Genomic DNA, 22,551 nt, shown 5'->3' with positions numbered 1-22,551 from the left:
TCGAACATGTCTGTGAGTCAGCCAGAGATCCAGCCCTTCGGTAAGGGAACGGGCAAGCTGCTCCTCGCCACCGAGGGCTGTGCCGCGCTGAGTGACCTGGAGCCCCAGGCCGTGGTGGAACTGCTGGCGGAGGCGGGGTTTCTCGTCCTGCGCGGCTTCCGCCCCTCACTCGAGGACTTCTCCGGCTTCGTCAAGGCGCACTCCGACCGTGTGACGCTGGACCCCGCCCGTTCCTTCCACGGCGGGGATGTCGCGCAGAAGGTGGACGCCGGCACCCAGGCGGTCGGTCTGCACCTGGAGAACGGCAACAGCCCGTTCGTCCCCGACCTGACCTGGTTCCTGTGCGAGCGGGCGGCGTCCAGCGGTTCGCAGACCACGGTGTGCGACGGATACCGGGTGTGGGACGCGGCCACCGAGGAGGACCGGGCGGCCTTCGCCCAGGACATCACCTACTCCCGCCGGGTCGAGGAAGCCAAGTGGAAGCAGTTCGTGATGCACCAGAGCGGCGGGGTGAAGAAGGTCGAGGACATCACCTTCGAGGACTTCCGGGCCCTGGTCTCCGACGCGGACAGCACCACACTCGTCCACCTGCCGGACGGGGCCGCCCACTACACGTACCGGACCCCGGCCGCCCGCACCACGCTCTTCGGTGAGCGGCTGTCCTGGGCCAACAGCATCTTCGGCCCCTCCTACAACTACGAGAAGCCGGTCATCGCCTTCGCGGACGGCACCCCGCTCTCCGCCGGGCTGACCGACCGCATGAAGCGCCTCACCGACGACCTCACCGAGGACATCGACTGGCAGGACGGTGATGTCGCGCTCATCGACAACACCCGTGTGATGCACGGGCGCCGGGCGATCACCGACACCAACCGCACCATCTACAACGCGCAGAGCTACATCCGCCGCGACCTGCTGGAAGCCGTCGCTTCCTGACCGCCGCCAAGGAACTCGACCACAAACGGGAGTTCACCGTGTCTGTCCTGCCTGTCCGATCGGGTTCCCCAGGGCTCGACGATCCCGCGGTGCGTGCCGTCCTCACCAGGCTCTACGCCCAGGCCGAGCGTGAGGACAAGAACGTCATGGAGCGCGCGTACGCCAGCGCCGCCCAGCTGCCCGCACCGCCCACCCCCGCCGAGGCGAGCGCCCTGTGCGCCGACGCCCTGCTACCGGTCGATCCGCACACCGGCCGGCTGCTCTACACCCTGATCCGCATGCTGCGGCCGCGCAACGCCGTGGAGTTCGGCACCTCGTTCGGTACGTCGGCCGTCCAGATCGCCGCCGCTCTGCGGGACAACGGCAGCGGCCGTCTCACCACCTGTGAGCTGGACGGCGGCAAGGTGGGCAAGGCGCGGGACAACCTCGCCGAGGCGGGGCTCGCCGACCTGGTCACCGTGCTGGAGGGCGACGCCCGCGAGACGCTGCGCGACTTGGCGGAGCCCGTCGACTTCATCCTGCTCGACGGCTGGAAGGAGCTGTACCTGCCGGTCCTGGAGGTGCTCGAGCCCGCCATGGCGGTCGGGGCCGTGATCGTCTCCGACAACCTCTCGATGCTCCCGGAGGAGTACCTGCGGCACATCCGCGACCCGCGGCGCGGCTACGTCTCGCTCGACCTGCCCCTGGGCGACGGCATCGAGGTCACGACCTGGACGGGAACCACGCCGTGAGCAAGGGCCGGCACCGGCTCCGCGTCGCGGGTGCCGGCCCCGGCGCCGTCGGGAGGCCCGGCCCGTACGAGTGGGTCCGCTTCCCGTCCCTGACAGGACTCGGCGAGGACCTCACCGGCGCCCTGGCCTCCACGCCCTGACCACCGACGACCCGCCGTCGTCCGACGGCCCTGTCTGATCCATCGTTCCACTCCCCCGGAGATTCCATGTCTTCTCTGTTCGGCCCACTCTCCGCAGGTGCTCTGTCACTGCCCAACCGTGTGGTCATGGCGCCCATGACGCGCAACCGCGCGGGTGCCGACGGCGTGCCCGGCCCGCTGATGGCCGAGTACTACGCCCAGCGTGCCTCCGCCGGCCTGATCATCACCGAGGGGGTTCGCGTGAGTGCCGCCGGGCACGGGCCGGTCGGTCAGCCCGGGCTGCACACCCGGGCCCAGATCGAGGGCTGGTCGCGGGTGACCGACGCGGTGCACCGGGCGGGCGGCCGCATCGTGGCGCAGCTGACCCACCACGGGCGCATCGCCCATCCCGACCTGTTGCCGCAGGGCGTGCAGCCGGTGGCACCGTCGGCCGTGACCGCGCGGAGCGACGCCCGTACCGCGAAAGGGCTGGTGCCGACGGTGCCGCCGCGCGCGATGGAGGTCGCGGACATCTCCGAGACCCTGAACGACTTCGCGGCGGCCGCCATGGCGGCGGTCGCCGCGGGCTTCGACGGCGTCGAACTGCAGGGCGGCAACGGGTATCTGATCCACCAGTTCCTCTCGGACGGAACCAACCTGCGCGACGACGCCTACGGCGGCGACGCCGCCGGCCGGGTCAGGTTCGCGGTCGATGCCGTCCGTGCGGTGGCCGGTGTGATCGGTGCGGACCGAACGGGTCTGCGGATCTCCCCGGGCACCGGGTACAACGACACGGCCGAGCACGACCCCGCGCTCACCTACGGCTTGCTCGCCGAGGCGCTGGAGCCCGAGAACCTCGCCTATCTGCACGTGGTGGAGGGCCCGGACCAGGGGCTGCCGCGGCTGCTGCGGGAACGCTGGACCGGGGTGATCATCAGCAGCCCGTTCACCGGCGACGACCCCACGGACCCGGACACCGCCCGTGACGTGCTCGACTCCGGGCGCGCCGACGCGGTCAGCTTCGCGCGGTACTTCGCCGCCAACCCCGACCTGCCCGAGCGGATCCGCGCCGGCGCTCCGCTCACCGAGCCGGACCCGGACACGTTCCACGACGGGGATGCCGAGGGCTACACCGACTACGCCGCCCACCGCCCCGCAGTCGCCTGACCGCCCGTACACAGGGAGTTCGCCATCATGACCGAGCAGGACGACCAGTACGCCGAGATCGGCGACCGGTACTCCGACTTCAAGGACACGGCCCCGCTGGCCGGTCCCGAGCAGTACAACGTGCTGAAGCACCTGGGCGACCTCACCGGGGCCCGGGTGCTCGACTTGGCCTGCGGACACGGCCACTACAGCCGACTGATCAAGGCCGCCGGAGCCGCCGAGGTGGTGGGCGTCGACCAGTCGCCCGTCATGGTGGAACTGGCACGGAAGTCGGAGCAGGAGCAGCCGCAGGGCATCACCTATCACGTGGGCGACGCCGCCCGCCTTCCCCGGTTGGGCGCCTTCGACCTGGTGAGCGCCGTGTGGCTGCTCAACTACGCCACCACCAAGGACGAGTTGACGGCGATGCTGCGCGGCATCCACGACAACCTGGTGCCGGGCGGCAGGTTCGTGGCGGTCGCCGTCTGGCCGGACTTCGATCCGTTCGGGCCGAAGTGGGACGACTACGGGCTGCGCGTGGTCTCCGAGACGCCGGCCGAGGATCGGGGCATTCTCGTCACCGACCTCATCGGCACGGAGACGTCGACCATCACCACCTCGCGCTGGAGCCGCGAGGCGTTCGCCCAGTGCCTGGCCGCGGCCGGCTTCGAGTCGTACAGCTGGCAGGTGCCGGAGGTGCCGGCCGAGTCCGTGGCACGGTTCGGAGACTCCTTCTGGGACAACTACCGCGCCAACCCGGTCCCGGGCTTCCTCATCGGCACCCGCCCCGCGCAGGAGTCGGCCCCGGCCGGCCGGTCGCAGTCCGCGGCCGAGGTGCGCGCGGCGGCCGGGACACTCGCCGACGACCTTGCCGCGGGCCGCTGGTCCCCCGTCACACTCGAACGGGTCCTCAGCCGGCAGCTGCTGATCTCCGCGCCGGGCGACGGGGACCTCACCCCGGCGATCGTACGGAGCGTGTTCTGGGAGGGCTCGGAAGCCTTCCTCAGGGAGAACGACGGCCGGCTGGCGGCGCTCCTCGCCGACCTGCTGCCGGTGCTGGAGGCCGGCGGCGAGGAAGCCGCCGAGACGTCGCGGGCGGTCACGGCGCTGCTGCGCTCCATCCTCTGACAGCCCTCGGGCCGGGCAGCCGCGCGGTGTCGTGGTTGCCCGGCCGCACGCCCCGGGTGCAGGGGCCGGCCGTCAGCCGGCCGGAGGGCCGGACGTCACCACGGCCGGAGGGCCGGACGTCACCCCAGCCCGCAAGCCGCACATGTCATGAGCAACTCAACGAAGGACTCGGGACATGATCAACCGCAGAACCCTGCTCACCGCCGGCGCGGGCCTGACCGCCACGGTCGGCGCACTCGCCACCGTCGGCACCGCCCAGGCCGGTCCGCGGCGCCGCCGCGCCGCCGACGCGCCCTGGGACCGGCTGCGCGCCTCGCTCACCGGTGACCTGGTCCTCCCGGGCGACACCGAGTACGACCGTGCCCGGCAGCTGACCAACGCCCAGTTCGACACCATCCACCCGCAGGCCGTCGTCTACGCCGAGACACCGGGGGACGTCGCCACCTCGATGCTCTTCGCGCAGGACCACGCCCTGCACACCGCGGTGCGCAGCGGTGGCCACAGCTACGGCGGCTGGTCCACCACCGAGGGTCTCGTCATCAACCTCACCCGCCTCAACCAGGTGCGGGTCGGGGAGAACCTGGTCGGCATCGGCTCCGGCGCCCTGGCCGTGGACACGCTGGCGCAGCTCAGCCCGCGCGGCCTGACCGTCCCGGCCGGCTTCTGCCCGACGGTGAGCCCCGGCGGCTTTGTCAGCGGGGGCGGTATCGGCTGGCAGTACCGCAAGTTCGGGCCCGCCTCCGACCGCCTGGTCTCGGCCCAGGTGGTGCTGGCCGACGGCCGCGTCGTCACGGCGGACAAGGAGCAGAACGCCGATCTGCTCTGGGCCCTGCGCGGTGGCGGTGGCGGCAACTTCGGTGTGGTGACGGAGTTCAGGATGGCGCCCACCGCGATCACCCGGGTCGTCCGCTACGTCCTCACCTGGTCCTGGGACCACGCTCCACGGGCCGTCTCGGGCTTCCTGCAGTGGGCGAAGCAGGCTTCCGCCGACCTGGCCTGCGGCGGGACCGTGGTCCTGCCCGACGCGAAGCCCGGTGCGGTCCCGACCTTCATCGTCTCGGGTGTGCACTTCGGCACCGTGCAGCAGTTGGAGACCGAACTGGCCGGGCTCACCTCGCTGGTCGGCACCGCGCCCGCCACTCGCGCGGTGGAGGAGATGACGTACGAACGGGCGATGATGCGCCTGTTCGGCTGCGAGGGCAAGACGGTCGACGCCTGCCGCACGGCCGGCAGCAACCCCGAGGCCGTGCTGCCGCGGCAGAACTGGGTCAAGAACCGTGACCGGATGTTCAGCCGCGTGATGCCGCAGAGCGCGGTGGACGGTTTCCTCGCCGCCTTCGAGGCGGACCGCCGGGCCGGACAGAACCGGGTCGTCAGCATGCTCGGCCTGGGCAAGAACGCCAACCTCCCCGCAGTCGGCGCCGCGGCATGGCCGCACCGCGACTCGATCCACAGCGCGACGCTCACGGTCAGTCTGGGTTCGGCCGCCCCGCCCGCCGAGGAGAGGGCGGCCGCCGAGAGCTGGCTCAACCGCCTGCACGCCGCCATCGACCCGTACTCCAACGGGCGCACCTACGTGAACTTCCCCGACACCGAGCTCACCGACCACGCGCGCGCCTACTACGGCCCCAACCTGACACGGCTGAGCGAGGTCAAGCGGAAGTACGACCCGCACCGCTTCTTCACCTTCCCGCACGCGGTTCCCTCGTAGCCGCGTGCCCCAGCCGTGCTCCCACGGCCCGGCCGTGCGGGGAGTTCCGCGGGGCTTCCCGCACGGCCGGTGATCGGCGAGACAGAGCTGCCGCAGCCGCAGCGGGCTGCCTGATCACAGGACGGAAACCGTGATGACATCTGCGTCCGTCGTTCCGCTTCCGACATCGCTCTCCCGCACGACCGATCCCACGTGCAGCACCGTGCCCTCCGACGTGGTCGAAGAGCTCTGCGCGACCCTGTTCTCCTCGTTCCGCAGGAAAGACCAACGTCAGAAAGCCACGCAGTACCTCCGCGGCCTGCTCACGACCCAGGGCCGCAAGTCGATACGCAACATCGCCGCGACCACCGGTGGACCGGCGGCGGTACAGAGCCTGCACCACTTCATCGCCAGCTCGACCTGGGACTGGCAGCCGTTACGGGCGGCACTCGCCGCCTATGCCGAGAGCGTCGCCCCGCCCCAGGCCTGGGTGGTGCGGCCGATGTCCGTGTCCAAGGCCGGAACCCGTTCGGTCGGCGTGGACGAGATCGTCGACCCGTGTCTCGGGCAGACGTTCTGGGGTCAGCAGTCCTTCGGTGTGTGGTCGGTCTCCCCCCGGTTGAGCGTGCCGATCAACTGGCGCCTGTTCCTGCCCGGTCGCCGGGGGCGCGCCGACCTCCGCAGCCACCGGGACGAGGCCGCGCAGCACCCAGGAGAGACGCTCCAGGACTGTGCGGTCGCCGCCGCCCTGACCACCCCGTACCGGGGCGAGGCCTGCCACACGCCGGTCGTGCTGAACATCCGGGGCAGTGCCACCCCTGCGACCATGGCCCGGTTCGCCGCCGCTTCCGTTCCGGTCCTCGCCCGGGCCACGGCGTCGTCCCGCCTGGTCGTCGCCGACCGTGCGGTGCCCGGCTCCGGGCGGAGAGTGCTCCCGGCGCAGGCGATCCTCGGATCCGTCGGGAACCTGCGCCGGCCGGTGCAGTGGCGCACTCCGGGGCAACCGCACGTGCTCAGGCGCTCGTTGGTCGCGGCCGTTCCGGTGACGCTGCCGCACGTGCCGGCCGGCCGGCAGCGGCCGCTGCTGCTCCTGGGAGTGTGGCGGGACCCCAGGCAGCCACCCGTGCAGTCCTGGCTGACCGACATGGTCATGGTGCCCGAGTCCCGGCTCATGAAGCTGATCGGGCTTTCCCACAAGGTCGATTGGGACGCGACCCGCACCGGGGAGGCCGTCGGACTGCGCGACTTCGTCGGCCGGTCCTTCCGGGGCTGGCACCGCCACATCACACTGGCCTCCGTGGCCCACGCGGTGCGGATGGTGACCGCGGACGCGGATCGTGCGCCGTACGGGGCACTGCCGGCGCCCGCCTGAACCGACGCTCCGGGAAACGCTCACCGCCCCCCCCTGGGCCCGGTCGTCAGCCGCCCTCGATCCAGCCTCGCTGGGCGCCGAGTGCGAGGAGTTTCTCGGTGTAGTCCCAGAGCTCGCGCGATCCCTCACCGATGACGGACGTCCGGTCGCGGACGAGGGCATGGGTGACACCCGGCGTACGCCAGGTGCCTCCCTTGTTGCCGAAGTTCAGCAGCAGCGGCTGCAACCGGTCCATGGCCTTGGCGAACCGGGCCTCCGGTGTCCGCCGCGCCTCGAACTCGTCCCACAGCGCGTGGAACGCGTTCTCCTGGTCCTCGGGCAGCAGGGCGAACAGGCGCCGGGCCGCGGCGCTTTCGCGCTCCGCCTGGTCCTTCTTGGCGACGTCGTCGAACAGGCAGGTGTCGCCCGCGTATATCTCCACCAGGTCGTGCACGAGGACGAGCTTCAACGTTCTGGCCACGTCGATCGGCTCGTTGGCGTACTCCGCCAGGACGAGGACCATCAGCGCCAGGTGCCACGAGTGCTCGGCATCGTTTTCCCGGCGGTCGTCGGCGAGCAGCCGGCTGAGCCGCACCACGGTCTTGAGACGGTCGATCTCGGCGATGAACGCGATCTGTGCCGCCAGCCGCGGCTCGACGTCATGCGGCTGTTCGGCCGGATCGAGCAGCTCCGCCGCCGCTGCGGTGGTCCGAGGTGGGAGCGTCATGTGTGTCCTCTCGTCGCGGGAGAGCGAAGCCCTTGTTCTCAGAAGTACATGACCGGTCGGCGCATTCTTGATCCGGCTGTCACGATAATCATCGCGCCCTCGAACCAGCAAGAGCCAGGGGCCAGTCGGAGAGAATCTCAAATACGCCGTCGACTTGACAAACTTGTCGCAGTCTCATGGACCGGCCATGTGTGCGAAGTTAGCGTCGAAAGCATGGCAAAAGTCATTTCGATCAACACTGGGAAATGTGTGGAATCGGCGTGGGCGACGCGTCGCGGCCGATCGGCGATCGAAAAACTGGCGATCAGCAGCAGCGTTGCCGTGACGAAATTGGGAATCGAGGGGGACGAGCAGGCGGCTGATTTCCACGGCGGGGTACTCCAGGCCGTCTACGCGTATGCGCGTGAGGACCTGGACTGGTGGTCCGGGCAGCTGGCCCGGCCTTTACGCAACGGCATGTTCGGCGAGAACATCGATCTCGTAGGGTTCGATGTGAGCGGCGCTGTGCTCGCCGAACAGTGGCGGGTGGGCGAGGTACTCCTCGAGGTGATGGCGCCGCGCATGGCCTGCGGCACGTTCGGTGCCTGGATGGGGGAAAAGGGCTGGGCCAAGCGCTTCAATGCCGCCCGCAGGCCCGGAGCCTATCTCCGCGTTCTCGAAGAGGGCCGGCTGGCGCCCGGGGATCCGGTCGAAATCGTATGGCGGCCGGCGAAGCGAGTCACGGTGGCGGAAGCCGTCGGCGCCATTCTCGACGATCAGGACGTCCTGCGGCGCATCGTCGACATGGCGGACGACACCCCCGGCTGGGACCGGGCGGCGATGATGTTCCACGTCTCCAACCGGACCAGATCCGCTGTCGGCGAGCGCAAGGGGGATCCCGCCCCGGCCCCGGTCCCGGCTGTGGAGGAAGCCGATGCTCGACGTCTTCGGTGACTTCAGCGCGAACGACCCGGCAGCGGCTCTCGCCGAGGCGGCGAAGGGCTGTCCCTACCAGTGGCAGCCGGAGACCCAGGCCCTCTACGCACTGCGCGCCGGCGACGTCCGGCAGGTCCTCACCAGCAAGGACTTCTGGAGCGAACGCGCACCCGACCGACGGGCCGCCGCCCTGTCCGAAGACGACAGGCAGCGGCGGACCAAGCTCAAGGAGTTCCTCGCCCTGTGGCCGGTCTTCTCCGACGGTGAGCATCACCGTCGGGTCCGGCGGGTCGCCATCCGGCCGCTTCGCCAGGTGGTCACGCCGGCGCTGCTCGGCTCGTGGGAACGGCTGGCCGGCCGCCGGCTCGCCGAGGCCGGGGAGGACGCCTTCGACTGGGTGGACCACATCGCGCGGCCGCTGGCACGCGAGACGATCGCGGCCCTGACGGGCAGCGCCGACGCCGACCGGCTGATCGACCTGGGCGGCCTCGTCATGAACGAACTGGCCACCTCCCGGATAGAAATGGCGCGGATCGACGCCGCCCTCGAAGCGATCGACGAACTGCGTGACTGGCTGCGCACCGCGCTGACCGATCCTCCGTCGGCATTCGTGGCCGGACTGGCAGAACTGTGGGACGACGAGAAATTCGGTCCGGATTCCGCGACGGCCTTGCTCACGCAGATCATCACCGGTGCCCACGATCCCGTCGTGACGGCTTTGTGCGTCGCGGGGGAACGGGTGACCGGTGACATGCTCACCGAGTTGTCGCCCCGCACAGTGCGCGAGGAAGTGTTCCGTATCGCGACGCCCTTTCGGTTCGCCAGTCGTTACGCCCGCCGCCCGGTCACCGTCGGTTCGCACCGTTTGAACACCGGCGACAGGATCGTCCTGTGCCTGGGGACCGCGAATCTGGACCCGGATTTCCACCCGGCACCACTGGAGTTCCGCCGGCGGACGACATCGCCGCGCTCCTTGAGCTTCGGAGCCGGAGAGCACTATTGCCCGGGTGCGCCGCTCGCCCACGCGATCGTCGGAGTCCTCCTCGACTCTCTCGCGGATCTCGGTGTCCATTTCTCCGTCGAAAACGCGGAACGGGAGCCGGAACTCGCCATGCTTCGTTACCGCCGCCTCGTCGGCCGACTGGTTCGCCATGGAAGTTCCCGCGCCGTGCCTCGACCTTCTTCTTGATCTGGGGAGCCCGCCTTGACTGTGCTGGTAATCGACACCGACCCGGGGCTCGACGACGCCCACGCGCTGGCCATGGCTCTGGTTCCGTCCCCCGCGTGCCCACGCTTCCCGGTCGCCGCCGTGTGCACCGTCGCGGGCAACGTCGGCATCGACACGGTGACCGGCAACGCCCGCTGGCTGCTGGGCGCGTTCGGTGGGGCGGCGGCCGAAACCCCCGTCCACCGGGGTGCCGCCGGGCCGATCGCCGGCCCGGGCGCGCACGCCGCCGAGATCCATGGCGCGGACGGGCTCGGTGGCCTGGCCCGCTGGGCCGTACCCGACGTGCCCGAGCGGGACACACCGGCGGCCCTCGCACTGATCGAGGCCGCCCGACGCCATCCGGGCGAGATCACGCTCGTCGCGCTCGGGCCGCTGACGAACATCGCGCTCGCTCTGCGGCTGGAGCCGCGGCTGCCGGAGCTGCTGGACCGGGTGGTGGTGATGGGCGGTGCGATCCACGGCCGCGGAAACCTCACCCTCAACGCCGAGTTCAACATCGGCGCCGACCCGGCGGCGGCCGACCTGGTCTTCGCCACGTTTCCCCGGCTCACCCTCGTCTCGTGGGAGACGACGCTCGCCCACGCGTTCTCCCCGGCCGAGTTCAAGGGATTCTTCGCCGGCGACGGGCCGGCCGCCGGCGTGCTGCGCCGGATCGTCGAGAACCGTTTCGTCACCGACCCCGGCTACGCGCGCCGCTCCGCCTATGTGCGCGCCGATCCGCTGGCCATGGCCGTGGCCCTCGACCCGGCCGTCGTGAAACGCACCGAACACCACCGCGTCCGCGTGGGTTACGGACCCGGTGGCCTCGACCACGGCCTGACGGTCGTCGACTGGCGTGACACCGAGACCGACCGGCCCCCGGTCGAGATCGTGCTCGAGGCCGACCGGGACCGTCTGCTCGCTCTCCTTCAGCTCGCGTGACCGGAGACCTGGGCCGGAGATCCGTCAGGCGCTCGGCCGCCGCGCAGCGGCCGGCCGGGCGCCTGCCCCGCCGCCTCCTGCCCTACCGGGCGCCTTTGGCCCGCGCGACCACGAAGAACGCGGGAACGTTCACCTTGTGCCCACCGGCCAGCACGGTTCCCTGGTAGTCGATGGGGGCCGTGGAGACGATGTCGAATCCGGCGGCGGCCAGTTCCCGCTGCAGGGCGTCCTCCTCCCGGGCTTCGGGCAGCGGAACGCGCTCGAAGACAAATCCGAACTTCTCGGCGGGGGCGCCATTGCCCGCGAGCTGGCCGAGGATGAAGTCCCGGCTGGTCGGCGCGAGTTCGTAGAAGAACGCCCCGCCCGTCTCCCCGGCCAGGTGGGCCAGCGAAGTCACGGCGAGTTTGAGCTCGTCGGGGGTGAAGGCGTGCAGGACCGTGCGGACGTACAGCCCGGCGTCACCGATCCGGTCGTGGAGCGCGGCGGCCTGCTCGGGATGGAGCAGATCCAGCTGCTCGTACTGGATACCGGGACCGGCGTGGTGCTTCCGGGCACGCTCCAGCGCCTGCGGGGCGACATCCACTCCGATCACCCGGTCGAAGTGCTGCGCGATCGCGGCGGTCTGCGCACCGTCCCCGCAGCCGACGTCGATGACCGGCTGCGACGGGTCGAGGACGCTGCCGAACAGGTGCAGGTGAGCATGCGCGACGTAGGTGGGGTCCACGTCCCAGGGCGATGTACCGGGCTTTTCGCTGAGATCGGTCCAGAAACGGTCCCACATTCCCTCGAAGCGGCTCATCCCGGTTCCTCCTCGTCAGGCGGTGGTCACGGTGCTCGTCATCCGCGCGGAAGCGGCTCCTGGTCATCGGCCCCAGGAGCACGGCGGGGTGTGACCGGTGGCACCGCATCGATCGTTCGCCGTCGCCGGTCGAGGCGTAAAGGCGGGCCGAGAGGGTTTGTCAGGTCGGGCCCGGATGCCGGTGAAACAGCGGTGGCCGCCGCTTCACCGGCCCCGTCCGGAACCTGCCGGTCTCAGGCCGCGGGCGCGACCAGGCGAGCGACGAGATTCCGCCAGCCGGCTTCGACCCGTTCCGGCGAGAGACCGCGGTGGTGGACCAGGTACGAGTACAGCGCGACGTCGAGATAGCTGAGAAGCGTTTCGGCGAGCAGTTCCGTGTCGGCGCCGGGGACGGCCTCGTCGAGCAGCGCGAGGAGTTGCTCACGCTTGAACTGCTGCGGGGACGCGCCGTGGCACAGCAGAGGGTCCGGCTGCGCGGCCAGGTACAGCTCGCCGTGGCTGTCCCAGTGGTCGAAGGCGGCAAGCCCCAGGGCTTCGATCCGTTCGACGGCGGGCGCGCCGGGACCGAGCGGCGGCGGGCCTTCGCGGAACGACCGCTGGAAAGTCTCTTCGCTCTCTTCGAGGAGCGCCATGATCAGGCCGGCGCGGTTGCCGAAACGGCGGAAGACGGTGCCTTTGCCGACCTGTGCCCGGGTGGCGACCGCCTCCATGGTCAGGGCGCCCACCCCGCCCTCGGCCACCAGCTCCGAAGCGGCCTGGAGGAGTTTGGCCCGGTTGCGGACGGCGTCGGCGCGTACCGACTCCCGCCGGTCGGCCGAGCACGCGCCGTCGAGGAGCGCGTCGGGGGCCGTAGGGTCACGGAGAACGGCTGGTTCGGGGGCGCAGGGCGGCCCCGGTAAGGAACGTGTCATGGAACCTCACCTTATTGAACGCCCCGCTCTCGGGTGCCGCGTGGCGAGACTGTGGGGCATCGCCTGACGCCGAGCCGGCCGACGGCGCCCCGGCCGGCTCTCTCATCCCGCCTGCGGGCGGCCGCTTCACCTCTGTGACCTGCGCCTTCTCCGAGAGGAACGATCGCTGCCAGGTCCGCGTCTCAGATACCGTCCGCACGTACGTGCCAAACTGCCGGATTCCAGCCGACCGACCACAGGGAGCCACCGCCGCACATGGACAGCACCGCAACCGCCTCGCTCGCCTCCCTCTGGGACGAGGTCTCCGGCACCCAGCCCGACCCCGACCTGTGGGTCGTGATCGCGACCCTGGGGGCCGCGCTCGCCGTGGTGATCCCGCACGGCCTGTGGCGCATCTCCCGTAACGCCATCACCATCGCCCACGAGGGCGGCCACGGCCTCGTGGCCCTGCTCAGCGGCCGCACCCTCACCGGCATACGGCTGCACTCGGACACCAGCGGCCTGACCGTCAGCCGCGGCAAGCCGTACGGCATCGGCATGATCCTCACGGCGGCCTCCGGCTACACCGCCCCTCCCCTGCTGGGCCTCGGCGGTGCGGCCCTGCTGGGCGCCGGCCGCATCACGCTGCTGCTGTGGCTGGCCACGGCCCTGCTGCTCGCCATGCTCGTGATGATCCGCAACGCCTACGGCGCCCTCACCGTGATCGTCACCGGCGGCCTGTTCGTCCTGGTGTCCTGGCTGGCCGGCCCCCAGGTCCAGGCGGCGTTCGCCTACGTGGTGGTGTGGTTCCTGCTGGTCGGCGGGGTGCGTCCGGCGTTCGAGCTCCAGGCCAAGCGGTCGCGCGGCGGGGCGGGCGACTCGGACGCGGACCAGCTGTCGCGGCTGACGCATGTACCGGCGGGATTGTGGCTGTTCCTCTTCCACGCGGTGTCGCTGTGCTCGCTGATCGGCGGGGGCAGGTGGCTCCTGGAGATGTGACGCGCGCGTCGAGGAGCGGGAGGCCGCGCCGCATGGCGCGACCGGCCCCCACGGCGCCGCACCCGAGCCACCGCCTCCTTATAAAGTGAAGCCATGGCCCCGAACACCGCAGACACCGCCCTTTGGCCCGCCCCGCACGCGAGCGGAGCCGTCGACGCGACGGTCCACGTGCCCGGGTCCAAGTCGGTCACGAACCGCGCCCTGGTCCTCGCCTCCCTCGCCTCCGAACCGGGCTGGCTGCGCCGCCCCCTGCGCTCCCGCGACACCCTGCTGATGGCCGGCGCGCTGCGCGCCATGGGCATCGAGATCGAGGAAGGCGTCGGCCCCGACGGCACGGGCGAGGCCTGGCGGGTGCTCCCCACGGGCCTGCGCGGCCCGGCCACGGTCGATGTCGGCAACGCCGGCACGGTGATGCGGTTCCTGCCGCCGGTCGCCGCGCTCGCCGACGGTCCCGTCCGCTTCGACGGCGATCCCCGCTCCTACGAGCGTCCCCTGAACGGAGTCATCGACGCGCTGCGTCTGCTCGGTGCCCGGATCGACGACGACGGCCGTGGGGCGCTGCCGCTGACCGTGCACGGCAGCGGCGCCCTGGACGGCGGTCCGGTGGAGATCGACGCGTCCTCCTCGTCGCAGTTCGTGAGCGCCCTGCTGCTGTCCGGCCCGCGCTTCAACCAGGGCGTCGAGGTTCGCCACACCGGCGCCACGCTGCCCTCCATGCCGCACATCCGCATGACCGTCGACATGCTGCGCGCGGTCGGCGCCCAGGTGGACACGCCCGAGTCGGGCGGCGAGCCGAACGTCTGGCGGGTCACGCCGGGCGCCCTGCTCGGCCGGGACCTGGTCATCGAGCCGGACCTGTCCAACGCCCAGCCGTTCCTGGCGGCGGCGCTGGTGACCGGCGGCAAGGTCGTCATCCCGGACTGGCCGTCCCGCACCACCCAGCCCGGTGACCGGCTGCGCGAGATCTTCACCGAGATGGGCGGTTCCTGCGAACTGACCGAGTTCGGGCTCGTGTTCACCGGCTCCGGCTCGATCCACGGCATCGACGTCGACCTGAGCGAGGTCGGCGAGCTGACGCCGGGCGTCGCGGCGGTCGCGGCCCTCGCGGACTCCCCGTCGACCCTGCGCGGCGTGGCGCACCTGCGGCTGCACGAGACGGACCGCCTGGCCGCGCTGACCAAGGAGATCAACGAACTCGGCGGTGACGTCACGGAGACCGCCGACGGCCTGCACATCCGCCCCCGCCGGCTGCACGGCGGGATCTTCCACACCTACGACGACCACCGCATGGCCACGGCCGGCGCGATCATCGGCCTCGCGGTGGAGGGCGTGCAGATCGAGAACGTGGCGACGACGGCCAAGACCCTGCCCGACTTCCCCGACCTGTGGACCGGGATGCTCGGGGCGTAGGACGCGGGGATCAGGTCATGCGCCGCTACGGCAAGCACACCGACGAGGACGACATCCGCACCCGTCCCGGCCGCCGGAACACCCGGCCCCGGACGAACATCCGGCCCAAGCACGAGGACGCCGCCGAGGGCCTCGTCCTCACCGTCGACCGGGGCCGCCTGACCTGCCTGGTCGAGGACCGCGTGGTCATGGCGATGAAGGCCCGCGAGCTGGGCCGCAAGGCGGCGGTGGTCGGCGACCGCGTGGCGCTCGTCGGCGACCTGTCCGGACGGAAGGACACACTCGCGAGGATCGTCCGCATCGCGGAGCGCACGTCCGTGCTCCGCCGCACGGCGGACGACGACGACCCGTACGAGCGCGTGGTCGTCGCCAACGCCGACCAGCTGGCCGTCGTCACGGCCCTGGCCGACCCGGAGCCCCGCCCGCGGCTGATCGACCGCTGCCTGGTCGCGGCCTACGCCGGCGGCCTGGACCCGCTGCTGGTCCTGACCAAGTCGGACCTCGCCCCGCCCGACAAGCTGCTGGAGCTGTACGGCCACCTCGACATCCCCTACGTCGTCACCAGCCGTGAGGAACTCCAGAACGGCACGGCCGTCGCCCGCGTGCGGGAGCAGCTCGACGGCAAGATCACCGCGTTCGTCGGTCACTCCGGTGTCGGCAAGACGACCCTGGTCAACGCGCTGGTGCCGCAGGAGCAGCGGCGTACGACCGGGCATGTGAACGCGGTGACGGGCCGTGGCCGGCACACCACCACCTCGGCGCTGGCGCTGCCCCTGGCGGGCAGCGACGGCTGGGTGATCGACACGCCGGGCATCCGGTCCTTCGGGCTGAACCACGTGGACCCGTCGCGGGTCATCCACGCCTTCCCCGATCTGGAGCCGGGCACCGAGGGGTGTCCGCGCGCCTGCAGCCATGACGAGCCCGACTGCGCGCTGGACGCGTGGGTGGCCGAGGGGCACGCGGATCCGGCGCGGCTGTACTCGCTGCGGCGGCTGCTGGCCACGCGGGAGCGCAAGGAAGGCGACTGACCTCCGCGTTGTTTGTCATGGCGTGCGGACGGTAAGTGCATAATCGCACCCAAGCCGGATGCAAGACCGACCAGAAGCTGAGGAATCTGGCGAACTTGCTCAAACTGACTAAGCGGTCGCTGAACGTGGGATACGGGAGGAACGACTCATGGCGTGGCTGCTGGTCATTGTGGCGGGGTTGCTGGAGACCGGCTTCGCCGTGTGTCTGAAGCTGTCGCACGGTTTCACCCGGCTCTGGCCGACGGTCGCGTTCTGCATCTTCGCCCTCGGCAGCTTCGGTCTGCTGACCCTGTCGCTGAAGAAACTCGACGTGGGCCCCGCCTACGCCGTGTGGACCGGCATCGGCGCGGCGGGCACGGCGATCTACGGCATGGTGTTCCTGGGCGACCTGGTGTCGACGCTGAAGATCGTGTCGATCAGCCTCGTCATCATCGGCGTGATCGGGCTTCAGTTGTCGGGCTCGGCGCACTGACGTCCCGTCATCCGGCCTGCCGCTGAAGGGCGCTGCGGACGAGCTCGGCGACGCCGCCCTCGCCCGGGGGCGCGGTCACGCAGGACAGGGCGAGCCGGACGGCGAGTTCACAGGAGCGGACCAGGTCGGCGGTGTCGGACTTGGGTGTGCCGGGTCCCGCCAGCGCGGTGACGGCACGGTCGCGGACGAGGGCGACGAAGTCGCCGGGTGAGGGCAGCGGGCCGTCGGCGCGGCGCTGAGCCGGTACGGCGGAGGTGGAGCGCACGGCCGACAGGGCCGGGGACGGCAGGCGTTCGCTCCAACAGCCGGTGAGCATGGCGCGGACGAGGGCGTTCTCCCGGGCCGCCGACGTCGTCCACTCGGCGGTGGCGGTGAGCCGCTCGGGCGGGTCGCTGTGCCCCGTGAGCGCGCGGTCGACGCCGGCGAGGTACCCGTCGGCCTCGCGCCTCACGAGCGCCCGGGCGAGCCCGTCCTTACTGCCGAACTCGTTGTACAGCGTCTGCCGGGACACTCCCGCCGCCGCGGCCACGTCCACCATCCGCACGGCGGACCACGGCCGACGCGCCAGCGCCGCGTAGGCGGCGTCCAGTAGAGATTCCCGCGCTGCAGGCATCATCGCCTCCCCTTGGGGCGAGCGGCTCTGCGCCCAGATTTGACGCGCACGACACCACTGTCAAGGGCCCGCGGGCGCACACGGGGGCGCCTTTGAGCCGACCTGCGCGGGCGCGACCCGCCCAGCTGCGGGCAGTCGTGCCGCCAGGGGCGGGCACGGGTGGACACCCACGCCGCAGACAGCCCCTGCAAAAGCCGTCGCGCACCGCGCCCCTCAACCGCCACCGCCCGCCGCTGCGGGCAGTCGTGCCGCCGGGGCGGCACGGGTGGGCGCAGCGGCACCCCGCTCCGCCGGGCTGCGCGACACCCCGCCCCCAGCACCCACGCCGCAGGCAGCCCCTTCGGGCAGTCGTGCCGCCGGCCTGCGGACCCACCCCGCCCCAGCAGGGACGCCGAGCCCCCACAACACCCCCACCCCCGCCCCAAACCCCCTGTAGCCCCATCGCCACCTCGGCAGATAGGTTCGTTATATGCCCGACTACCTCGACGACCTGCGTCTCGCCCACGTCCTCGCCGACGCCGCCGACGCCGCGACGACGGACCGGTTCAAGGCCCTCGACCTCAAGGTCGAGACCAAACCGGACATGACTCCGGTGAGCGAAGCGGACAAGGCCGCCGAAGAACTCATCCGCGGTCAACTCGCCCGCGCACGCCCCCGGGACGCGATCCTCGGCGAGGAGTACGGCGTCGAGGGCACCGGCCCCCGCCGCTGGGTGATCGACCCCATCGACGGCACCAAGAACTACGTGCGCGGCGTCCCCGTCTGGGCCACGCTCATCTCCCTGATGGAAGCCGGAGAGGGCGGCTTCCAGCCCGTCGTCGGCGTCGTCTCCGCCCCCGCCCTCGGCCGCCGCTGGTGGGCCGCGAAGGGCTACGGCGCGTTCTCGGGCCGCAGCCTCACGAAGGCGTCCCGTCTCCAGGTCTCCCGGGTCGGACAGCTCGCCGACGCCTCCTTCGCGTACTCCTCGCTCAGCGGCTGGGAGGAACAGGGCCGCTTGGACGGCTTCCTGGACCTCACCCGCGAGGTGTGGCGCACGCGCGCGTACGGCGACTTCTGGCCCTACATGATGGTCGCCGAGGGCGCCGTCGACATGTGCGCAGAGCCAGAACTGTCGCTCTGGGACATGGCCGCCAACGCGATCATCGTCACCGAGGCCGGCGGCACCTTCACCGGACTCGACTCCCGCCCGGGCCCGCACAGCGGCAACGCGGCCGCGTCGAACGGCCTGCTGCACGACGAGCTGCTGGGCTACCTCAACCAGCGCTACTGAGCGACCACCACCGCCACCACGTGTGACCACCGCTACTGAGCGACCCCCGCCACCACGCGACCACACCCCCGAGCGCGCCCTCTGTTACCGAGCGCCCCCTTGTTGACCCTCCCTTTACCTGCCACCCTGAGAGTCCACCCGCTTGTGAACTTGTGAAAACATGAACAAACGGCGGGGACACCCCCGGGAGGCCTATCCATGCTCGTCCGTGACGCCATGAGCACCGTCGTCCTCACCATCGGCCCGGCCCACACGCTCCGTCAGGCCGCCGCCCTGATGGCCGCCCGCAAGGTCGGCGCGGCCATCGTCCACGACCCCGACGCCGGCGGCATCGGCATCCTCACCGAACGCGACATCCTCATCTCCGTGGGCCAGGGGCAGGACCCGGACACGGAACTCGTCCACGCCCACACCACCACCGACGTCGTGTTCGCCACTCCCGCCTGGACCCTGGAGGAGGCGGCCGCCGCCATGGCGCACGGCGGTTTCCGTCATCTCATCGTGCTGGACCGCGACGAGCCGGCCGGCGTCGTCTCGGTCCGCGACATCATCCGCTGCTGGGCCCCGGCGCGTCAGCAGGTGCCCGCCTGACAGCAGGAACGGCCCGGGCCCCCGAAGGAGCCCGGGCCACCTCCGCCGCACTCCAGCCCGATTAGATAGCGTCTAAAGCAAGCAGTGATCTAACTCCACACCTGTTCGCGACCTGGTCCCTTTTGCTGTTAGGCTGGTGGCCATGAGTGACCTTCTGGAACGGCTGCGCGGACGCGGATGGCGGATGACCGCGCAGCGGCGCGTCGTGGCCGAGGTCCTCGACGGCGAACACGTCCATCTGACGGCCGACGAGGTCCACGCCCGGGCCGTCGCCAAGCTGCCCGAGATCTCCCGGGCGACCGTCTACAACACGCTCGGCGAGCTCGTGTCCCTCGGCGAGGTGCTCGAGGTCTCCACGGACCAGCGCGCCAAGCGGTACGACCCGAACGCCCACCAGCCGCACCACCACCTGGTCTGCGCCCAGTGCGGCGCGATCCGCGACGTGCACCCGGTCGGCAACCCACTGGCGGACCTCCCCGACTCGGAGCGCTTCGGCTTCACGGTCTCCGACGTCGAGGTGACGTACCGCGGCGTCTGCCCGAACTGCGCGGCCGCCTAGCCTCCCCCGCCTTCCCACGCGAAGCCCCGGCACCGATGAGCGCCGGGGCTTCGCGCTGTCCGCGGACTTCCCGTATCTGACGGTCCGTCATATGGTCAACGTCACCCACCAGTCCGTTCCGCACTCCGCGAGGAGACCGAAGTGGGAGAGCCGTATCCGAAAGTCACCGCCCACGACCTGACGCGCACCTTCGGCCGGGGCCCTCGCGCGGTCGACGCCCTCGGCCCCCTCGACCTGACCGTCGCGCCGGGCGAGTTCGTCTGCCTCGTCGGCCCTTCCGGCTGCGGCAAGTCCACCCTGCTGCGCATCACCGCCGGTCTGCTCCGGCCCAGCACCGGCACGCTGGAGATCCGCACGTCCAGTCCACGCCCGGCGGCCATGATCTTCCAGGACTACGGCATCTACGACTGGAAGACCGTCCAGGCCAACGTCCGCTTCGGTCTCGACGTCCAGCGCGTCCCACGCCGGGAGGCGAACGCCCGGGCCGCCGACTGGCTGGCCCGCACGGGTCTCTCCGACTTCGCGCACGCCTACCCGGCGGCCCTCTCCGGCGGGATGCGGCAACGCGTCGCCCTCGCCCGCGCCCTGGCGGTCGAGCCCGAACTGCTGCTGATGGACGAGCCCTTCGCCGCCCTGGACGCCCAGCTCCGCACGATCCTCCAGGACGAGCTGCTGGAAATCACCCAGGCACTGCGCACGACGACCCTGTTCATCACCCACAGCCTGGAGGAGGCGATCGTCCTCGGCGACCGCGTCCTGGTGATGTCCGCCCGCCCGGGCCGGATCATCGCCGAACACCGCCCGCCCTTCCCGCGCCCGCGCACCGGCGACGTCCGCGCCACCCCCGAGTTCACCGCGCTGAAGAGCGAGCTGTGGGACCTGCTGCGCAAGGAGGCGGTGCCGGCATGACCACGGTCGCTCCCGGGACGAAGCCCTCGGTCCTGGTCCGCCGCCCGGGCCCGGGCGAACTGCGCCCCGCACGCACCCATCGCCGCCGCCGCGCCCTGGAGCTGTCCCTCGCGGCGGCCGTGCCCTTCCTTCTGGTGCTGCTCTGGCAGCTGGCGGCGGTCCGGGGCTGGATCGACGACCGCGTCTACCCGGCACCCTCCACGATCCTCGCCGACGGCTGGGACCGGGCCGCGGCCGGCGACCTGTGGCCGGACGTGTGGGCGACGCTCAGGCGCGTCCTGGCCGGCTACGCCGTCGGCACGGCGGCGGGCTACCTCCTGGGCCTGCTGATGGGCTCCCTGTCGCTGGTCCGGGCCGCCCTGGAACCGCTCCTGGACGCCCTGTATGTCGTACCGAAGCTGGCCCTGCTCCCGGTCTTCCTCAACATGTTCGGCCTGGGCGAGGGTCCGCAGGTGGCCCTGGTCGCGGCCACGGTCTTCTTCTTCGTCTGGATCTCCACGATGTCGGCGGTCATGGCGGTCCCCGACGGCCACCGCGACGCCGGGCGGGTCTTCGGCGCCTCCCCGTGGCAGATGTTCCGTCACGTCCTGCTTCCGGCCTCCCTGCCCGCCGTCCTGGTCGGCGCGCGGATCGCGGCGGGTGTGGCGGTCCTGGTCATCGTCGCCTCGGAACAGATCGCCGCGGCCGACGGCCTCGGCCACCTGATCTTCGACTCCCGCGCCCTCTTCCAGAACGACGTGATGTTCGTCGGCATCGTCTGCGTCGCCATCCTGGGCGTGCTCTTCTCCGAGCTGGTCCGCTTCACGGGCCGGCTGCTCACCCCGTGGGCCCCGCACGACCGGGGACGGGGGCAGTCATGAGGGGAGGTAAGGGTGCAGTCGCGAAGGGACGGGCCTACGGCCTCGCCCTGCTCGCGACCGCGCTGCTGGCCGCGGCGGCCTGCTCGTCGCCGTCCTCCGGGAGCGCGACGCCGGAGGCGGACGCCGCAACGCGCGCCGTCCGCCCCGTCGAGGGCTGCGGCACCGGCTCCTGGACGGACCCCACCGATCTGGCCCCCGACCGCGCCCCCGCCCGCTGTCGCCCGGGCTCCCCGCCCGCCCAGCGGCTCCCCGAGCCCCGCGAGCTGACCATCGCGACGGGCACCCTCGGCGCCGAGTACGTGGCACCCCTGCGCGCCACCCTCGACAAGGGCGAGTTCGCCAAGGAGGGCCTGGACGTCACGCTGAAGGTGCTGCCGACGCCCGAGGCCCTCCCGCTGCTGGCCAAAGGCGAGGTCGACGCGCTGTGGGCGGCCCCGGAGGCAGCCGTCATGAACGGCATCCGCGGCGGCTTCACCATCCGCTGGGTCGCGGGGAATTTCTCGCCCGACCCGAAGTCCAAGAGCGGCCTGTGGGTCCGCCTGAAGGACGGCGAGACGGCGACCGCCGTCCGGATGGCCGGCCGGAAGCTCGGCACGATGATCGGCAAGGGCTCCGTCATCGCCTACCCCATGGAGCAGGCCCTGGAGCAGCACGGCGGCGGCCTCGACCGGATCCGCTACCAGCAACTGGGCTCGGCCGACGTCCTCACGGCCCTGGAGAACGGCGGCGTCGACTCCGCGTGGCTGCTCGACCCGGTGTGGCGCCGGGTCGACGGTGAACCCGGCTACGCCTTCCTGGGCGGCCAGCCGCCCGGCGAGCCCCTGGGCGGCATGCTCTACGGCCCGAGCCTGCTGAACGACGACGTGGACGCGGGCGTGGCCCTTCTGCGCGCGTACATCCGCACGGTGAACACGTACTTCGCGGCCGACTACAAGAAGAACGAGACCTTCGTCACATATCTGGCGAAGCTCCTGAAGACGGACGAGACGATCCTGCGCTCGACACCGTCGCTCCGCATGGACTGGGAAATCCGCACCGGCACGACCGACCGCCTCCAGTCCGCCTACCGCGCCCAGGGCGTGGCGGACGGCGATCCGCTCCCCGAGTCGCGGACGGTGACCCGCTCCCTCTATGAAGAGGCGGTAGGCCACCGCCGGTAAACACACCGAGGGCCGGAACCCTTTCGGATTCCGGCCCTCGGCCTTCAGTAGCGGGGACAGGATTTGAACCTGCGACCTCTGGGTTATGAGCCCAGCGAG

Annotated in this window: 24 protein-coding genes; 20 read left to right on the top strand and 4 right to left on the bottom strand. The window is 71.4% G+C overall.

Features of this window, described 5'->3' with window-relative positions; genetic code table 11:
* Window positions 1-6: 6 nt before the first annotated feature.
* The 7 genes from ABZ192_RS24475 (at window position 7) to ABZ192_RS24445 (ending at window position 7,122) form a co-directional block, all read left to right on the top strand.
* Window positions 7-936: a TauD/TfdA family dioxygenase gene (locus ABZ192_RS24475; protein ID WP_356926579.1), complete on the top strand. Its 930-nt coding sequence runs from the start codon at window positions 7-9 to the stop codon at window positions 934-936.
* 89 nt (window positions 937-1,025) lie between these two features.
* Window positions 1,026-1,667 carry a class I SAM-dependent methyltransferase gene (locus ABZ192_RS24470; protein ID WP_356926578.1) on the top strand — a complete coding sequence of 214 codons (642 nt, stop codon included), beginning with the start codon at window positions 1,026-1,028 and terminating at the stop codon, window positions 1,665-1,667.
* Entirely contained in the window at window positions 1,664-1,807 is a 144-nt protein-coding gene (locus ABZ192_RS24465; protein WP_356926577.1) for a hypothetical protein, read from the top strand. The genes ABZ192_RS24470 and ABZ192_RS24465 overlap by 4 nt, the downstream gene beginning before the upstream one ends.
* Before the next feature lie 66 nt (window positions 1,808-1,873).
* Window positions 1,874-2,953, top strand: a complete 1,080-nt coding sequence (locus ABZ192_RS24460; RefSeq protein WP_356926576.1) for an alkene reductase — start codon at window positions 1,874-1,876, stop codon at window positions 2,951-2,953.
* A 27-nt stretch (window positions 2,954-2,980) separates the two neighbouring features.
* The gene (locus ABZ192_RS24455; RefSeq protein WP_356926575.1) at window positions 2,981-4,060 is read left to right on the top strand and encodes a class I SAM-dependent methyltransferase; all 1,080 of its coding nucleotides are present in this window, start codon (window positions 2,981-2,983) and stop codon (window positions 4,058-4,060) included.
* A 175-nt stretch (window positions 4,061-4,235) separates the two neighbouring features.
* A complete protein-coding gene (locus tag ABZ192_RS24450; RefSeq protein WP_356926574.1) occupies window positions 4,236-5,771 on the top strand; it encodes an FAD-dependent oxidoreductase in 1,536 nt (511 codons plus the stop codon).
* Window positions 5,772-5,973: 202 nt separating this feature from the next.
* Entirely contained in the window at window positions 5,974-7,122 is a 1,149-nt protein-coding gene (locus tag ABZ192_RS24445; protein ID WP_356926573.1) for a transposase, read from the top strand.
* A gap of 46 nt (window positions 7,123-7,168) precedes the next feature.
* On the opposite strand, the gene ABZ192_RS24440 is transcribed toward ABZ192_RS24445, so the two are convergent.
* Complete coding sequence (locus ABZ192_RS24440) at window positions 7,169-7,828, bottom strand: HD domain-containing protein (protein ID WP_356926572.1); 660 nt, start codon at window positions 7,826-7,828, stop codon at window positions 7,169-7,171.
* A gap of 213 nt (window positions 7,829-8,041) precedes the next feature.
* Between ABZ192_RS24440 and ABZ192_RS24435 the strand changes: the two genes are divergently transcribed.
* From ABZ192_RS24435 to ABZ192_RS24425, 3 genes are read left to right on the top strand one after another with little or no spacing between them, the layout of a single operon-like run.
* Window positions 8,042-8,761, top strand: a complete 720-nt coding sequence (locus ABZ192_RS24435) for an MOSC domain-containing protein (protein ID WP_356926571.1) — start codon at window positions 8,042-8,044, stop codon at window positions 8,759-8,761.
* Window positions 8,742-9,932: a cytochrome P450 gene (locus tag ABZ192_RS24430; protein WP_356926570.1), complete on the top strand. Its 1,191-nt coding sequence runs from the start codon at window positions 8,742-8,744 to the stop codon at window positions 9,930-9,932. Before ABZ192_RS24435 ends, ABZ192_RS24430 begins: the two co-directional genes overlap by 20 nt.
* A gap of 21 nt (window positions 9,933-9,953) precedes the next feature.
* The gene (locus ABZ192_RS24425; RefSeq protein ID WP_356926676.1) at window positions 9,954-10,892 is read left to right on the top strand and encodes a nucleoside hydrolase; all 939 of its coding nucleotides are present in this window, start codon (window positions 9,954-9,956) and stop codon (window positions 10,890-10,892) included.
* Window positions 10,893-10,974: 82 nt separating this feature from the next.
* On the opposite strand, the gene ABZ192_RS24420 is transcribed toward ABZ192_RS24425, so the two are convergent.
* Both ABZ192_RS24420 and ABZ192_RS24415 read right to left on the bottom strand, forming a co-directional pair.
* Window positions 10,975-11,691: a class I SAM-dependent methyltransferase gene (locus ABZ192_RS24420; protein ID WP_356926569.1), complete on the bottom strand. Its 717-nt coding sequence runs from the start codon at window positions 11,689-11,691 to the stop codon at window positions 10,975-10,977.
* A 233-nt stretch (window positions 11,692-11,924) separates the two neighbouring features.
* Window positions 11,925-12,602 (bottom strand): TetR/AcrR family transcriptional regulator, encoded by a 678-nt coding sequence (locus tag ABZ192_RS24415; protein WP_356926568.1) that lies wholly within the window; start codon window positions 12,600-12,602, stop codon window positions 11,925-11,927.
* A gap of 255 nt (window positions 12,603-12,857) precedes the next feature.
* Here ABZ192_RS24415 and ABZ192_RS24410 point away from each other — a divergent pair, with 255 nt between their 5' ends.
* From ABZ192_RS24410 to ABZ192_RS24395, 4 genes are all read left to right on the top strand, one after another.
* Window positions 12,858-13,580 carry a M50 family metallopeptidase gene (locus tag ABZ192_RS24410; RefSeq protein ID WP_356926567.1) on the top strand — a complete coding sequence of 241 codons (723 nt, stop codon included), beginning with the start codon at window positions 12,858-12,860 and terminating at the stop codon, window positions 13,578-13,580.
* Between the two features lie 93 nt (window positions 13,581-13,673).
* Window positions 13,674-14,990: a 3-phosphoshikimate 1-carboxyvinyltransferase gene (gene aroA, locus ABZ192_RS24405; protein WP_356926566.1), complete on the top strand. Its 1,317-nt coding sequence runs from the start codon at window positions 13,674-13,676 to the stop codon at window positions 14,988-14,990.
* A gap of 17 nt (window positions 14,991-15,007) precedes the next feature.
* A complete protein-coding gene (rsgA, locus tag ABZ192_RS24400) occupies window positions 15,008-16,018 on the top strand; it encodes a ribosome small subunit-dependent GTPase A (protein ID WP_356926565.1) in 1,011 nt (336 codons plus the stop codon).
* A gap of 148 nt (window positions 16,019-16,166) precedes the next feature.
* Complete coding sequence (locus ABZ192_RS24395; RefSeq protein WP_020275082.1) at window positions 16,167-16,490, top strand: multidrug efflux SMR transporter; 324 nt, start codon at window positions 16,167-16,169, stop codon at window positions 16,488-16,490.
* Between the two features lie 7 nt (window positions 16,491-16,497).
* Here the strand turns inward: ABZ192_RS24395 and ABZ192_RS24390 are convergent, their stop codons facing one another.
* On the bottom strand, window positions 16,498-17,106 hold the full coding sequence (locus ABZ192_RS24390) for a TetR/AcrR family transcriptional regulator (protein WP_356926564.1): 609 nt from the start codon (window positions 17,104-17,106) through the stop codon (window positions 16,498-16,500).
* Between the two features lie 466 nt (window positions 17,107-17,572).
* Between ABZ192_RS24390 and hisN the strand changes: the two genes are divergently transcribed.
* From hisN to ABZ192_RS24360, 6 genes are all read left to right on the top strand, one after another.
* Entirely contained in the window at window positions 17,573-18,373 is an 801-nt protein-coding gene (hisN, locus tag ABZ192_RS24385; protein ID WP_356926563.1) for a histidinol-phosphatase, read from the top strand.
* A gap of 198 nt (window positions 18,374-18,571) precedes the next feature.
* The gene (locus tag ABZ192_RS24380) at window positions 18,572-18,964 is read left to right on the top strand and encodes a CBS domain-containing protein (protein WP_356926562.1); all 393 of its coding nucleotides are present in this window, start codon (window positions 18,572-18,574) and stop codon (window positions 18,962-18,964) included.
* Between the two features lie 142 nt (window positions 18,965-19,106).
* Window positions 19,107-19,523 carry a Fur family transcriptional regulator gene (locus ABZ192_RS24375; RefSeq protein WP_010047623.1) on the top strand — a complete coding sequence of 139 codons (417 nt, stop codon included), beginning with the start codon at window positions 19,107-19,109 and terminating at the stop codon, window positions 19,521-19,523.
* A 141-nt stretch (window positions 19,524-19,664) separates the two neighbouring features.
* Window positions 19,665-20,432: an ABC transporter ATP-binding protein gene (locus ABZ192_RS24370; protein ID WP_356926561.1), complete on the top strand. Its 768-nt coding sequence runs from the start codon at window positions 19,665-19,667 to the stop codon at window positions 20,430-20,432.
* The gene (locus ABZ192_RS24365; protein WP_356926560.1) at window positions 20,429-21,292 is read left to right on the top strand and encodes an ABC transporter permease; all 864 of its coding nucleotides are present in this window, start codon (window positions 20,429-20,431) and stop codon (window positions 21,290-21,292) included. Before ABZ192_RS24370 ends, ABZ192_RS24365 begins: the two co-directional genes overlap by 4 nt.
* Window positions 21,289-22,452, top strand: a complete 1,164-nt coding sequence (locus ABZ192_RS24360; protein WP_356926559.1) for an ABC transporter substrate-binding protein — start codon at window positions 21,289-21,291, stop codon at window positions 22,450-22,452. Before ABZ192_RS24365 ends, ABZ192_RS24360 begins: the two co-directional genes overlap by 4 nt.
* Window positions 22,453-22,551: the final 99 nt, after the last annotated feature.

The organism is Streptomyces sp. NPDC006235, from assembly GCF_040613735.1.
Classification (GTDB): domain Bacteria; phylum Actinomycetota; class Actinomycetes; order Streptomycetales; family Streptomycetaceae; genus Streptomyces.
The sequence above is the reverse complement of the archived record's forward strand: the minus strand, read 5'-3'. Positions and strand labels throughout refer to the sequence as shown.